This is a genomic window from Microbacterium sp. PAMC21962 (assembly GCF_019443465.1).
Classification (GTDB): Bacteria; Actinomycetota; Actinomycetes; order Actinomycetales; family Microbacteriaceae; genus Microbacterium; species Microbacterium hominis.
In genome coordinates this window covers 3,218,995-3,231,682 of the sequence record NZ_CP080381.1, presented here as the reverse complement: position 1 = coordinate 3,231,682, position 12,688 = coordinate 3,218,995, and the positions used below count along the sequence as shown (strand labels likewise).

Genomic DNA, 12,688 nt, shown 5'->3' with positions numbered 1-12,688 from the left:
TCCATGCCGCAATGCTGACCAGCCTCCGGCGGCTCGCGCCCGCTGCGGAAGAACTCCTGGGCATCCGGGCGACAGGGCCGCGCTGTGGAGGATGCGGCACTCATCCGCATGACTCCATCGGAACCGGCGGCGGGTGGCCCCTGAGCAGCCCAACGGGCGACTCCGGCGGAGTCATGCAGGGCGAGGGCCCGGAGCGGGGCCCAGGGCGGGGTCCGGGGAGGGGGCGGGATAGGCTCGCTGCATGCAACCGGTGACGCTGAGGACGCAGCGGCTCGAGCTCTCGATCCCGACGGACGGCGATGTCGACGCGATCTTCGCGGCCTGCCAGGACGAGCTGATCCAGCGGTTCACCACCGTCCCCTCGCCGTACGAGCGCTCGCACGCCGAGGGGTTCGTCCGCAAGGCCGCGGGGTGGTGGGATGCCGGGACGGAGGCCACCTGGGCCGTGCGCCATGACGGACGACTGGTCGGCATGATCGGGCTGCACCGTCTGGCCGCGGGCTCCGGCGAGCTGGGCTACTGGATGACCGCGGACGCGCGTGGACGGGGGCTCGTGGTCGAGGCCGCCCGCGCGGTGCTCGACTGGGGTTTCTCGCCCGACGGCCTCGGACTCGTCCGCATCGAGTGGCGCGCCGTGGCGGAGAACCCCGCATCGCACCGCGTCGCGCAACGTCTCGGGTTCCGGTACGAAGGGCGTCAGCGCTCGGCGCTGGTCAACGGCGCGGGGATCCGCAGCGACGGCCTCGTGGCGGGTCTGCTCGCCGGCGACGATCGGGCGCCTCAGGCCTGGCCGGCATCCCCCTGACGCCGCGTCCGGGGGCCGTGGCAGGATGAGGTCATGCCCGAGATGCCGGAGGTGCAAGGTCTCGTCGACTTCCTCGGCACCCGCGCGTCCGGGCGCACCATCGTCAAGATCACGGTCGCGAACATCGCGGCCCTGAAGACCTACGATCCGCCGATCGACGCCCTCGTGGGAACGACGATCTCCGGCGCGACACGGCGCGGGAAGTTCGTCGATCTCGCGACGGATGCCGGCAGCCATCTCATCTTCCACCTCGCGAAAGCGGGCTGGCTGCGCTGGTACGACGCCGTGCCCGACACGGTGATCCGCCCCGGCAAGACGCCCATCGCGCTGCGCGTCCGCCTCGACGACGGGTCGGGCTTCGACCTCACCGAAGCCGGCACCAAGAAGTCCCTCGCGGTCTACGCGGCGCGCGAGCCCGCCGACGTCCCCGGCATCGCGCGCCTGGGACCGGACCCGCTCGCCCCCGACTTCACGCGCGACACGCTCGCCTCCCTGCTGGCGGGCCGGCGCACCCAGATCAAAGGGGTGCTCCGCGACCAGTCGATCGTCGCGGGTATCGGCAACGCCTACTCGGACGAGATCCTCCACGCCGCGCGCATGTCGCCGTACGCGCTGGCGGCGAGTCTCACCGACACGGATGTGGACCGCCTCTACGACGCGATGCGCACGACATTGACGGATGCCGTGGCCACCGCATCCGGCAAGCCTCCGGCCGACCTCAAGGATGCGAAGCGACGCGGCATGGCCGTGCACGGCCGCCGCGGCGAGGCCTGCCCGGTGTGCGGTGCCGAGGTGCGCAGCGTCTTCTTCGCCGACAACTCCCTCGAGTACTGCCCCACGTGCCAGACGGGTGGCAAGCTACTGGCCGATCGGCGGCTGTCGCGACTGCTGAAGTGACGCGACGTCCGGGAACGCGAGCGCCGTAGCGGCGGAGCCGGTGCGGTCGCCGCGCGCTCAGCGCGCCACCGCCGGCTGCCAGGCCGGATCGGCGGCGTGCACCGCGGCGAGCGCGCGATCGACCTCGGCCGCCTGCGCGGCGGCATCCCACCCCATGACCGGTGCGATCGCGTCGGCGATCTCGACGGCGACGGTCCGGTCGGCGCGGCCCCGGAAGGCGAGATCGGTGCGACGCAGGAGCACGTCCTCGAGGTGCACGACCAGTTCGGTGCGGGCGAGGTGACGCAACTCGTCGCGCGTGTAGTCCGGCGCCGTCCGCAGGGGGACGTCGTCGGCGCCCGTCGCGGCGATGACCTCCGCGGCGATCGTGCCGTAGCGATCGAGGAGGACGGCGACGCGCGCCGGGTCCACCGCGCCGGCGTGCGCCAGCACCCACTGTCGGCGGGCGCGCTCGGACGTCGGATAGCCGACGCCGCCGCCGATGGCGAGCCCCTTCGTCGTTCGTGTCCGCGGGCGGGCGAGCACCTCCAGCACCCGGTCGGTGAGGTGGGCGGCCGAGGCGCGGAAGGTGGTCCATTTGCCGCCCACGAGACTGAGGACGGTCGGCGCGTCGCTGCCGGGCATCAGCTCGGCCTCGATCCGGTAGTCGCGCGAGACGAAACCGGGGGCCACGTCGCCGTGTCCGGGCAACGGGCGCACGCCGGCGAAGCGGTGCACGATCTGCGAGCGATCGACGGCGATCGTGGGGAAGACGTGGCCGATCAACTCGAAGAAGTAGTCGATCTCGTCGTCGGTGCAGACGATCGGCGCGCCCATGTCGTGCTCGAGGTCGGTCGTGCCCACGAGCACGCGTCCCTTCAACGGGTAGATGAGCACGATGCGGCCGTCGGAGTGCTCGAAGAACAGTTCGCGGCCGGCGGTCGCCTCGAGCAGTTCCTCGTTGTCCAGCACGATGTGCGAGCCCTTGGTCCCGCCCATGTCATGCGTGTCGTCGCCGAGGACGCGATTGGTGAGGTCGGTCCACGGTCCCGACGCGTTCACGACGACGGATGCCGAGAACACGAACTCCGCTCCGGAATCGGCGTCGCGGAGCACCACCTTGCCGTCGTCGTGGCCGACGGCGGCCGTGTAGGTCGCGACGCGCGCCCGGTCGCCCGCCGCTCCGGCGCGCAGCCCGTCGCGCAGGACGTCGATCGCGAGTCGCTCCGGGTCGTGGAGGGAGGCGTCCCAATACGTCGCGGTGTAGCGGGTGGCGGGGTTGAGCCGCGGCAGCTGCCGAAGCGAGGCGGACCGGCCGTGGAACGCGTGGCGCGGCACCGCGCCTCCCCCGAAGAGTCCGCCGCCGCGGGAGAACGAGTCGTAGATCACGAGGCCGATCTTGATGAGCACCGCTCCCCGCTCCCGGCGCTTCCCGGCGCCGTGCCGGAGGAACCGCAACGGAGCCGACAGGACACCGGAGAAGGTCGAGCCGATCGGGATGGTCGTCTGCAGCGGCCGGACGTAGTGCGCCGCGGTCCGCAGCAGCGCGTTGCGCTCGGTGACGGCCTCGTGGACGAGGCGGAACTCGCCGTTCTCGAGGTAGCGGATGCCGCCGTGGATCATGTGGCTCGAGGCCGCCGATGCTCCCGAGACGACGTCTCCGCGCTCGACGAGAGTCACGTCGACGCCCTGCAGTGCGAGGTCGCGGAAGGTCGCGAGCCCGTTGATGCCGCCGCCGATGATGAGCACGTCGGCGAAGGGGCGCTCACGAAGACGAGCCGCCCCGCGCACATCGTCGCTCCCCTGCGTGCCGCTGGTGTCGTGAGCCATCGTCGCCTCCCCGTCGTGTGTGCCTCCAGGCTAGGCCGCGGGGCGGGGAGATCGCTGGGCGGCCGCGCGGAATCCTCCGACCGACACGGAATGAAATCCGCATCCGCGCGTTGACTAGGATCAAGTGCAAGAAACGTGCTCCGGGGTCGGTGTGAATCCGAACCGGCGGTGACAGTCCGCGAGCCCCCTCTCACCAGGGGGTTGATCCGGTGGGATTCCGGAACCGACGGTGATGTGCGAAGGCCCTGCGGGGCCCGAGCGCTAGTCCGGATGGGAGGCAGCACGGACGACGATCCGTACGCGGACGCGTCGTCTGCGGTGTCGAACGCGCCCCCGGAGCCTCAGGTGGAGGACGACGGATGGCAGCGACAGACCGCGACGACACGGTGATCGACCGTGCCATGCGGCGCGCCCTGGAGATCGCACGGCGGGGCCCGCGAGGGGTCAATCCCCAGGTGGGGGCCGTCATCCTCTCTCCCGACGGACAGGTGCTCGCCGAGGGCTGGCATCGCGGGGCGGGCACGGCTCACGCCGAGGTGGACGCGCTCACCCGACTGACCGCACGCTCCGGCGCGGATGCCGCGCGCGGCACCACCGCCGTGGTCACCCTCGAGCCCTGCAATCACACGGGCCGCACGGGCCCGTGCAGCGAGGCGCTCATCGCTGCCGGCGTGGCCCGCGTGGTCTATGCCGTCGACGATCCCGGCGAGCAGTCCTCGGGGGGTGCGCAGCGGCTGCGCGCCGCGGGCGTCGAGGTGATCCGCGGCGTCGGCGGGGACGAGGGCGAAGCGCTGCTCGACTCGTGGTTGACGGTGCAGCGCCTCGGCCGACCGCACGTGACGCTCAAGTGGGCACAGTCCCTCGACGGGCGCGCGGCGGCCGCCGACGGCACGAGCCAGTGGATCACCGGTGCGCAGGCGCGGGCCGACGTGCACCGCCGCCGGAGCGTCGCCGATGCGATCCTCGTCGGCACGGGCACGCTGCTCGCCGACGACCCCGCGCTGACGGCACGCCGGCCCGACGGCACGCTCTACGACGACCAGCCGCGACCCGTGGTCGTCGGCACGCGCGCCACGCCCCTGGATGCCCGCGTCCGGCGGCATCCGCGCCCGTTCATGCAGGACGAGGGCGATGACCTCGCCGACCTGCTCGACCGGCTCCGCGAGCTGGGCGCGCACCGCGTCTTCGTCGAGGGCGGACCGACCCTGGCGTCGTCGTTCGTCCGCGAGGGGCTCGTCGACGAGCTGCTCGTCTACATCGCGCCCACGCTGATCGGCGGACCGCGGCTCGCGGTCGGCGACATCGGCGTCGCGACGATCACGGGGCAGCGCCGGCTGGCCACGGCATCCGTCGAACGGCTCGGCGACGACCTGCTCATCGTCGGGCATCTGCGCTCGGCGCACGAGGCCCACACCGCGACCACGGAGGAAGAGGACTGATGTTCACCGGAATCATCGAAGAGCGCGGCGAGATCGTCGCGGTGGAACCGTCGGGCGACGGCGTGCGGATGACCGTGCGGGCGCCGCTGTCGGTGTCCGACGCCGGCCACGGCGACTCGATCGCGGTCAGCGGCGTGTGCCTGACCGTCGTCGACCAGGGCGACGACTGGTTCACGGCCGACGTCATGCGCCAGAGCCTCGACATGGCGACGCTGGGCGCTTTCGGCCCGGGAACCCGTGTCAACCTCGAACGCGCCATGGCCGCGCACGGGCGCCTCGGCGGACACATCGTGCAGGGGCACGTCGACGGCACCGGGACCGTGCTCGAGGTGCGGCCGGGTGCCGAGTGGCGCGTCATCCGCATCTCGCTGCCCGCGGAGCTCGCACCCCTCGTCGTCGACAAGGGGTCGATCGCGGTCGACGGCGTCTCGCTCACGGTGTCGAACGCCTCCGATGCCGCGGCCTCCGAGGCCTGGTTCGAAGTGTCGCTCATCCCCGAGACGCTCGAGGCGACGACGCTCGGCGACCGGGTGGCCGGCGACCGCGTCAACCTCGAGACCGACATCCTGGCGCGTCACGTCCAGCGCCTCCTCGCTTTCACCCCGACCTCTCCCGAGAACACGAACGAAGGGGGCTCACGATGAGCCTGTCGACCATCCCCGAAGCCCTCGATGCCCTCCGCGCGGGGCGGCCGGTCATCGTCGCCGATGACGAGAACCGCGAGAACGAGGGCGACATCATCCTGTCGGCGCAGCTCGCGACGCCCGAATGGCTGGCATGGACCATCCGCTGGTCGAGCGGGTTCATCTGCGCGCCGATGCCCGCCGAGTGGGCGGACCGTCTCGACCTGCCGCCGATGGTCGCGGTCAACGAGGACGCCCGCGGGACCGCCTACACGGTCAGCGTCGACGCCGCCGACCGTGTCTCGACCGGGATCAGCGCCACCGACCGCTCGCACACCCTCAACGTGCTCGCCGACCCGGCATCCGTGCCGTCGTCGGTGATCCGACCGGGGCACATCCTGCCGCTGCGCGCCGTCGACGGCGGCGTGCGCGAGCGGGCCGGCCACACCGAGGCCGGAGTCGAGCTCATGCGCCTCGCGGGCCTGCAGCCGGTCGCCGCGATCGGCGAGGTGGTCGCTGAGGACGGGTCGATGATGCGGCTTCCGGGTCTGCTCGAGATGGGCGCTCGCGAAGGCGTGCCCGTCATCACGATCGAGCAGCTCATCGGCTACCTCGACGAGGTCGAGCCCGCGGCCATCGCGGCGCCCTCTCCCGCGGCGCAGAAGCGCCGGGTGAGCCTGCGCGCCGAGGCGACCGTTCCCACCTCGCACGGCACGTTCCGCTTCCTCGCCTACAAGGATCGCGTCACCGGCACCGACCACATCGCCGTCGTCTCCGGCGACCTCACCGAGGACGCCCCGCTCGTGCGCGTGCACTCGGAGTGCCTGACGGGCGAGGCCTTCGGCTCGCTCAAGTGCGAGTGCGGACCGCAGCTGGACGCGGCGCTGGATCGCATCGAGAAGGACGGCGGGGTCGTCGTCTACATGCGCGGACACGAGGGCCGGGGCATCGGTCTCATCAACAAGCTGCGTGCGTACAGCCTGCAGGAGCGGGGGCTCGACACCGTCGACGCGAACCTGGCTCTGGGACTTCCCGCCGATGCGCGCGACTACGCGGCGGCCGGCGGCATCCTCGCCGATCTGGGCGTGGACCGCATCCGCCTGCTGACGAACAACTCCGACAAGGTCAAGCAGCTGCGCGAGCTCGGACTGGATATCGTCGAGCAGGTGCCGCTGCTGGTCGGCGTCGGCGCCAACAACCACCAGTACCTGGCCACCAAGCGCGATCGCATGGGCCACATCATCAGCGCGGACGAGCTCGACGCGGCTCTCGCGCACAGCACGGAGGAGCACGCATGAGCGGCCACGGAGCCCCCCAGACCGCCCCGATCGACGCCACGGGACTGCGGGTCGTCGTCATCGCGGGCCTCTGGCACGACGTCATCACCGACGGCCTCATCGCCGGCGCGGAGCGCGTGCTCTCGGCATCCGGCGCGTCGTGGAGCCTCGAACGCGTCCCCGGCTCGTTCGAGCTGCCCGTCGCGGCGAAGGCGGCGCTGGACGCCGGTGCCGACGCGGTGGTGGCGCTCGGCGTGATCATCCGTGGCGGCACGCCGCACTTCGAGTTCGTCTCGTCCGCGGCCACCGACGGGCTCACCCGCGTCGCCCTCGACACCGGCAAGCCGGTCGGGTTCGGGGTGCTCACCCTGGACGACGAGCAGCAGGGCCTCGACCGCGCGGGTCTTCCCGCGTCGAAGGAAGACAAGGGCGCCGAGGCGGCGGATGCCGCGCTGCGGACGGCCCTGCTGCTGCGGCGCCTGCGCGGCTGACGCGCTGCGCGGGGGAACGCGTTTCGACTCGCTCCGCTCGCTCAACGACCGGGGGTGCGGACCTCTCCCCCCGGTCGTTGAGCGAGGCCCGCAGGGCCGAGTCGAAACGCCCTCAGTCGCCGCGATGGCGGGCACTCCACCGCCGCACCGCCTCGATACCGCCCTCGGCGTAGGCGAGACGTTTCGCGTGACTCCACCCCTGCAGCCGCTTCTCCCAGGCGAACGCGTCCGCGACGCGCGCCATCTTCTCGCTCCAGATCAGCTCCACGGGCAGACGCCGGCGCGTGTACACGGCTCCCTCTCCCGCCGCATGCTGCGCGACGCGCCGATCGAGATCGATCGTGCTGCCCACGTAGAGCGTGCCGTCGGCGCACCGCAGCATGTAGACGAACGGCATCCCGCGACGGTACCGGGGGCCGTGCGGATGCCGGGAGCGTTGTCCACAGCCCGGGAACGCGTTTCGACTCGCTGCGCTCGCTCAACGACCGGGGAGAGGGAACACGTTCGACTCGCTGTGCTCGCGCGGCGGGCGGGGGGCGCGGATCCGCACGCCATCAGTTAGGCTGAAGGCATGGAGATCCTGCGTCACGCCGTCGTCCTCGTCCACCTCACCGGTTTCGCGATCCTCTTCGGCGCCTGGGTCGTGGAGGCGGTGGGCCAGCGGCGCATCACGCGACTGATGACGTGGGGCATGGTCATCGCCGCCGTCGCGGGGCTCGCCCTCGCCGCCCCGTGGGGCATCGACCACCCGCTGAACTACACCAAGCTCGGCGTGAAGCTCATCGTGCTGCTCGCGATCGGCGCCGTCCTGGGCATCGGCACCGCGCGCCAGCGCAAGGCCGGCGCGGCACCGGCGGCACTGTTCTGGCTCGTCGGCATCCTCACCTTCCTCAACGCGGCCCTGGCCGTGCTCTGGCGCTGACCCGGCGTAGACTCGATGGCCGTGCGCCGGGAACCTGCCGGCGCCCCGGTGCCCCCATCGTCGCGGCGCCCGCCGCACACACCCCTGCCCCGGACGCCCACCACCGGCGCGTCCCACGAGGACCTTCGACACCCCATCGATAGGTAGCTCACTCCGCATGTCCGCAGCCACCGCGGCCCCCGCCGCACCCGCCAACTCCCGCGCCCGCGTCATCACCGCGAGCCTCGTCGGCACCACCATCGAGTTCTACGACTTCTACGTCTACGCGACCGCCGCGGTTCTCGTGTTCCCGGTGCTCTTCTTCCCGACCGGCGACGAGACCACCGCCCTGCTGTCGTCGTTCGCCGTCTTCGGCGCCGCGATGATCGCCCGCCCGATCGGCGCCGTCGTCTTCGGTCACTTCGGCGACCGCTTCGGCCGCAAGGCCACGCTCGTCGCGTCTCTGCTCACGATGGGCATCGCGACCTTCCTCATCGGATGCCTGCCCACCTATGCCGGCATCGGCTGGTGGGCGGCCTTCCTGCTGCTGATCCTGCGCCTCTTCCAGGGCTTCGCCCTCGGCGGCGAGTGGTCGGGCGCCGCCCTCGTGGCCACCGAGAACGCCCCGAAGGGCAAGCGCGCGTGGTACGGCACGTTCCCGCAGCTGGGCGCCCCCATCGGCTTCATCATCGCCAACACCCTGTTCCTCGTGATCAACTTCGCCCTCCCCCACCCCGACGGCCCCCTGCAGCGCTCGGACGCCTTCCTCTCCTGGGGCTGGCGCGTGCCGTTCCTGTTCTCGGCGGTGATGGTGATCATCGGTCTCTGGGTGCGTCTGAAGCTCGTGGAGTCGACGACGTTCACCGCGGCCGAGAAGAAGGGCGCGATCCGCCGGTTCCCGCTGGGCGAGGTCGTCCGCGGGCACGGGAAGAACCTGGTCCTCGGCACGTTCATCATGCTCGCCACCTACGTGCTCTTCTATCTGATGACGAGCTTCACCCTCGCCTACGGCACGAAGGCCGCCGACGCCCCCGTCCCCGGGCTCGGCTTCGGCTACACCGACTTCGTGATCATGCAGATCATCGGTGTCGTGTTCTTCGGCGTCTTCACGCTGCTGTCGGGTCCCATCGCGGATGCCGTGGGGCGGCGGAAGCTCCTCATCTGGGTGACCGCGCTGATCGGTGTGCTCGGACTCACCTTCAACGTGTTCCTCCTCCCGGCCGTCGACCCGAAGTTCACCGGCGCGCTCGTGCAGGCCTTCCTCGTGTTCGGCTTCATGCTGATGGGGGCCACCTTCGGGCCGATGGGCGCCGTGCTGCCGGAGCTCTTCCCGACCAATGTCCGCTACACCGGCTCGGCGATCGCGTACAACGTCTCGTCGATCCTCGGCGCGGCCATCGCCCCCTCGATCGCTCTCGCCCTCTGGGCCGCGGCCGGCGGCGAGCCGTGGCTGGTCGGCCTGTATCTGTCGGGCTCGGCGGTGCTCACCCTCATCGCCCTGGTGCTGTCCCGCGAGACCAAGGACGTCGACTACGAGACGAACATCGGCCTGGGCGAGACCGGCTCGCTCTGAGCCTTCGGCGACGACCGGCGGATGCCGCGGCCCGGGGGGACCGCGGCATCCGTCGTCTCACGTCGTGCGTGCCGCGGCGAGCTCAGTCGAGGAACAGCGCGCGCAGCCGTTTGGTCGTGAACACGAGCCCGATCGCGATCATGACGAGGTAGTAGAGCACGTGCCAGAGCATGTCGACGCTCAGGATGCCGGTCGTGAGCCCGCGGATCAGCTCCACCCCGTGCCACAGCGGCAGGGCCATGACGATCTGCTGCACCCAGCCGGGGTAGACCGTGATCGGGTAGAACGTGGCGGAGAACAGGAACATCGGCAGGAGCACGAAGTTGATCCAGTCCATCTGCTGGAACGTCTTCATGTAGCTCGTGACGGCCATGCCGAGGCTCGCGAAGCCGAAGGCGATCAGCACGACCGCGGGCAGGGCGAGCACCGCGGTCCAGGCGAGGTTGAGCCCGAGGACCTGCATGATGATCATGAACCCGGTCGCGTAGGCGAGTCCGCGCAGCAGCGCGTAGAGGATCTCGCCCAGGGCGACGTCGAGCGGTCCGAGCGACGTCGCGAGCATCCCCTCGTAGAGCTTGCCGTAGTTGAGCTTGAAGAAGACGTTCCACGTGGAGTCGTAGATGGCGCCGTTCATCGCCGACACCGCCAGCAGCGCCGGGGCGATGAAGGCGGCGTAGCTGACGCTCGCGCCCTGGGTGGTCTCGACGTCACCGATGAGCGCGCCGAGGCCGATGCCCATCGAGGCCAGGTAGAACACCGGCTCGAAGAAGCCGGAGAGCACGACCGCCCAACTCGACGACCGGGCCGCGATGAGCCCGCGTTGCACGACGGCGCCCGGGTTGCCCGCCCACAGCGCGCGGACGCCGCCGCGGCGGGCCGCGGTGGAGGGCACCTCGACGACGGCGCTCATTTCGCGAGCCTCTCGGTGAAGACGCGGCGGGCGAACAGGTAGCCGACCACCGCGAGGGCGAGCAGGTAGACGAGGTGGACCGCGACCATCACCGGGTCCACCGCCGCACCGTAGGTGGCGACGCGACCGAGTTCGGCGCCGTGCCAGAGCGGCGAGACCCACCCGATCCACTGCAACCACAGCGGCAGCGAGTCCAGCGGGTAGAACGTGCCGGAGAACAGGAACATCGGCATGAAGAGGAAGCGCTGCACGAGGGCGAACTGCCCCTTGTCGTCTTCGATCGACCCCGCGTACGCCATGAGCGGGATGCCGAAGGCGAGCCCCGCCAGCACACCGGCGAACACCGCGAGCCACCCCGTCGCGGGATGCGGCACCGCCCCGAACGGCAGCAGCCAGACGATCAGGTAGTACGCGGCCGAGGCGACGACCATGCGCGCCGTCGCCCCCGCGACCACGCCGTTCGCGATCTGCGGGCTCGACAGCGGCGACGCGTTGAAGCCGTAGAAGTAGCGCCGCCACTTGAAACCCGCCATGACCGGATACGTCAGCTCCTCGCTGGCCACCGAGATCGTCGCCGTCGCCAGCAGCGCCGGCGCGACGAACATCAGGTAGCTGACCTCCTGCCCGTGGTCGACGATCGGCACGCGGATGAGCGCGGCCAGGCCCACCGCGAGGCCGAGGAGGTACAGGATCGGCTGCCCGACGGCGCCGACGATGATCGTCCAGCCGTAGGCGCGCATCGCGCGCACCATGTGCTCCGTGACGTACCAGCTGCCGCGCCGGCGGGGCTTGCGTCCCCACGCCATCGCCTCGGCACGCAGCTCGTCGAGGCTCGGATGCGTCCCGGCATCCGTCTGCGGCGCGCTCATTCGATCAGCGACCTTCCCGTGAGCCGCAGGAACACGTCCTCCAGCGACGAACGACGAACGAGCGAGGTGATCGGCTCCAGACCCTGGGCGGTGACGCGCTCGAGGGCCGCCTCGCCGTCGTCGGCGTAGATCAGGATGCGGTCGGGGAGCACCTCGACGCGGTCGCCGATGCCGGCGAGGCTCTCGGCGACGACGGCGTTGCGATCGGAGCCGAAGCGCACCTCCAGCACCTCGCGGCTCGAGTGCGCGCGGATGAGGGATGCCGGGGTGCCCTCGGCCATGATGCGTCCCTTGTCGACGACGATGAGCCGGTCGCACAACTGCTCGGCCTCGTCCATGTAGTGCGTGGTCAGCACGAGTGTCGTGCCGCGCTCCTTGAGACGGAACAGGCGATCCCACAGCACGTGGCGCGCCTGCGGGTCGAGGCCCGTCGTCGGCTCGTCCAGCAGGAGGATGCGAGGGTCGTTGATGAGTCCGCGGGCGATCGTGAGGCGGCGCTTCATGCCGCCGGAGAGCTGGTCGACCTTGTTCTTCGCCTTGTCCTCGAGCTGCGCGAAGGCGAGCAGCTCATCGGCCTTCTCGTGGCAGACCTTGCCGGGAAGACCGAAGTACCGCCCGTAGATGTAGAGGTTCTCGCGGGCGTTGAGCTCCCCGTCGAGGTTGTCCTGCTGCGGGACGACGCCGAGCCGCGAGCGGATCTCGGGGCCGTATCGGTCGGGGTCGAGTCCGAGGATCTGCAGCTCGCCCGCGGTGCGGGTGGAGACGGCGCCGATCATCTTCATGGTCGTCGACTTGCCGGCCCCGTTCGGGCCCAGCAGACCGAACGACTCCCCCGGCGCGACCTCGAAGCTGAGACCGTCGACGGCGACGAAGTCGGGCTTCCCCTTGACCTTGTAGGACTTCACGAGGTGACGAGCGGAGATGACAGGAGCGGGCACCGGTCCACCCTATCCGCGGCCTCCGACAGGGCACGCACCGTTCATCCGTCCCGCGATGTCGCGAGCGACGGCGGGTGGCGACACCGGGGGACGGATGGGCGTCACTCGGCATCCGGATGTGCGGGAAGCGGGAGGGTGACCCCGCGCGGCGCCGCC

Annotated in this window: 13 protein-coding genes and 1 riboswitch; of the genes, 8 read left to right on the top strand and 5 right to left on the bottom strand. The window is 71.1% G+C overall.

Annotation, left to right across the window (positions count from 1 at the left end):
- Nucleotides 1-241: 241 nt before the first annotated feature.
- Together KY498_RS15150 and KY498_RS15145 are read left to right on the top strand one after the other, a co-directional pair.
- Nucleotides 242-805 carry a GNAT family N-acetyltransferase gene (locus KY498_RS15150; protein ID WP_101306749.1) on the top strand — a complete coding sequence of 188 codons (564 nt, stop codon included), beginning with the start codon at nt 242-244 and terminating at the stop codon, nt 803-805.
- A gap of 33 nt (nt 806-838) precedes the next feature.
- Nucleotides 839-1,702, top strand: a complete 864-nt coding sequence (locus tag KY498_RS15145; protein ID WP_191008964.1) for an Fpg/Nei family DNA glycosylase — start codon at nt 839-841, stop codon at nt 1,700-1,702.
- 57 nt (nt 1,703-1,759) lie between these two features.
- Here KY498_RS15145 and KY498_RS15140 read toward each other — a convergent pair whose 3' ends face one another.
- The gene (locus KY498_RS15140; RefSeq protein ID WP_191008965.1) at nt 1,760-3,511 is read right to left on the bottom strand and encodes a glycerol-3-phosphate dehydrogenase/oxidase; all 1,752 of its coding nucleotides are present in this window, start codon (nt 3,509-3,511) and stop codon (nt 1,760-1,762) included.
- Between the two features lie 131 nt (nt 3,512-3,642).
- Nucleotides 3,643-3,799, top strand: a riboswitch (FMN riboswitch).
- Nucleotides 3,800-3,870: 71 nt separating this feature from the next.
- Here KY498_RS15140 and ribD point away from each other — a divergent pair.
- The 4 genes from ribD to ribH are packed head-to-tail and all read left to right on the top strand — an operon-like array spanning nt 3,871 to nt 7,341.
- Entirely contained in the window at nt 3,871-4,950 is a 1,080-nt protein-coding gene (gene ribD, locus KY498_RS15135; protein WP_061782047.1) for a bifunctional diaminohydroxyphosphoribosylaminopyrimidine deaminase/5-amino-6-(5-phosphoribosylamino)uracil reductase RibD, read from the top strand.
- Nucleotides 4,950-5,594, top strand: a complete 645-nt coding sequence (locus KY498_RS15130; protein WP_101306752.1) for a riboflavin synthase — start codon at nt 4,950-4,952, stop codon at nt 5,592-5,594. Before ribD ends, KY498_RS15130 begins: the two co-directional genes overlap by 1 nt.
- Nucleotides 5,591-6,871, top strand: a complete 1,281-nt coding sequence (gene ribA, locus KY498_RS15125; RefSeq protein ID WP_191008966.1) for a GTP cyclohydrolase II — start codon at nt 5,591-5,593, stop codon at nt 6,869-6,871. Before KY498_RS15130 ends, ribA begins: the two co-directional genes overlap by 4 nt.
- A complete protein-coding gene (gene ribH, locus KY498_RS15120; protein ID WP_060961003.1) occupies nt 6,868-7,341 on the top strand; it encodes a 6,7-dimethyl-8-ribityllumazine synthase in 474 nt (157 codons plus the stop codon). The genes ribA and ribH overlap by 4 nt, the downstream gene beginning before the upstream one ends.
- Before the next feature lie 112 nt (nt 7,342-7,453).
- On the opposite strand, the gene KY498_RS15115 is transcribed toward ribH, so the two are convergent.
- Nucleotides 7,454-7,738 carry a GIY-YIG nuclease family protein gene (locus KY498_RS15115; protein ID WP_191008967.1) on the bottom strand — a complete coding sequence of 95 codons (285 nt, stop codon included), beginning with the start codon at nt 7,736-7,738 and terminating at the stop codon, nt 7,454-7,456.
- 174 nt (nt 7,739-7,912) lie between these two features.
- Here KY498_RS15115 and KY498_RS15110 point away from each other — a divergent pair, with 174 nt between their 5' ends.
- Together KY498_RS15110 and KY498_RS15105 are read left to right on the top strand one after the other, a co-directional pair.
- Nucleotides 7,913-8,263, top strand: coding sequence for a hypothetical protein (locus tag KY498_RS15110; protein WP_060961005.1), 351 nt, complete (start codon nt 7,913-7,915; stop codon nt 8,261-8,263).
- A 157-nt stretch (nt 8,264-8,420) separates the two neighbouring features.
- Nucleotides 8,421-9,815 (top strand): MFS transporter, encoded by a 1,395-nt coding sequence (locus KY498_RS15105; RefSeq protein WP_191008968.1) that lies wholly within the window; start codon nt 8,421-8,423, stop codon nt 9,813-9,815.
- An 82-nt stretch (nt 9,816-9,897) separates the two neighbouring features.
- Here the strand turns inward: KY498_RS15105 and KY498_RS15100 are convergent, their stop codons facing one another.
- Genes KY498_RS15100 through KY498_RS15090 form a run of 3 tightly spaced genes read right to left on the bottom strand, consistent with a single transcriptional unit; the run spans nt 9,898 to nt 12,532 of the window.
- Nucleotides 9,898-10,725 (bottom strand): ABC transporter permease, encoded by an 828-nt coding sequence (locus tag KY498_RS15100; protein WP_060961007.1) that lies wholly within the window; start codon nt 10,723-10,725, stop codon nt 9,898-9,900.
- Complete coding sequence (locus KY498_RS15095) at nt 10,722-11,594, bottom strand: ABC transporter permease (RefSeq protein WP_060961008.1); 873 nt, start codon at nt 11,592-11,594, stop codon at nt 10,722-10,724. The genes KY498_RS15100 and KY498_RS15095 overlap by 4 nt, the downstream gene beginning before the upstream one ends.
- A complete protein-coding gene (locus KY498_RS15090; RefSeq protein WP_060961009.1) occupies nt 11,591-12,532 on the bottom strand; it encodes an ABC transporter ATP-binding protein in 942 nt (313 codons plus the stop codon). Before KY498_RS15090 ends, KY498_RS15095 begins: the two co-directional genes overlap by 4 nt.
- Nucleotides 12,533-12,688: the final 156 nt, after the last annotated feature.

What these genes read in the sequence shown, in the direction of transcription:
- KY498_RS15150 (WP_101306749.1), top strand. Translation starts at nt 242, where the DNA reads ATGCAACCGGTGACGCTGAGGACGCAGCGGCTCGAGCTCTCGATCCCG.
- KY498_RS15145 (WP_191008964.1), top strand. Translation starts at nt 839, where the DNA reads ATGCCCGAGATGCCGGAGGTGCAAGGTCTCGTCGACTTCCTCGGCACC.
- KY498_RS15140 (WP_191008965.1), bottom strand. Translation starts at nt 3,511, where the DNA reads ATGGCTCACGACACCAGCGGCACGCAGGGGAGCGACGATGTGCGCGGG.
- ribD (WP_061782047.1), top strand. Translation starts at nt 3,871, where the DNA reads ATGGCAGCGACAGACCGCGACGACACGGTGATCGACCGTGCCATGCGG.
- KY498_RS15130 (WP_101306752.1), top strand. Translation starts at nt 4,950, where the DNA reads ATGTTCACCGGAATCATCGAAGAGCGCGGCGAGATCGTCGCGGTGGAA.
- ribA (WP_191008966.1), top strand. Translation starts at nt 5,591, where the DNA reads ATGAGCCTGTCGACCATCCCCGAAGCCCTCGATGCCCTCCGCGCGGGG.
- ribH (WP_060961003.1), top strand. Translation starts at nt 6,868, where the DNA reads ATGAGCGGCCACGGAGCCCCCCAGACCGCCCCGATCGACGCCACGGGA.
- KY498_RS15115 (WP_191008967.1), bottom strand. Translation starts at nt 7,738, where the DNA reads ATGCCGTTCGTCTACATGCTGCGGTGCGCCGACGGCACGCTCTACGTG.
- KY498_RS15110 (WP_060961005.1), top strand. Translation starts at nt 7,913, where the DNA reads ATGGAGATCCTGCGTCACGCCGTCGTCCTCGTCCACCTCACCGGTTTC.
- KY498_RS15105 (WP_191008968.1), top strand. Translation starts at nt 8,421, where the DNA reads ATGTCCGCAGCCACCGCGGCCCCCGCCGCACCCGCCAACTCCCGCGCC.
- KY498_RS15100 (WP_060961007.1), bottom strand. Translation starts at nt 10,725, where the DNA reads ATGAGCGCCGTCGTCGAGGTGCCCTCCACCGCGGCCCGCCGCGGCGGC.
- KY498_RS15095 (WP_060961008.1), bottom strand. Translation starts at nt 11,594, where the DNA reads ATGAGCGCGCCGCAGACGGATGCCGGGACGCATCCGAGCCTCGACGAG.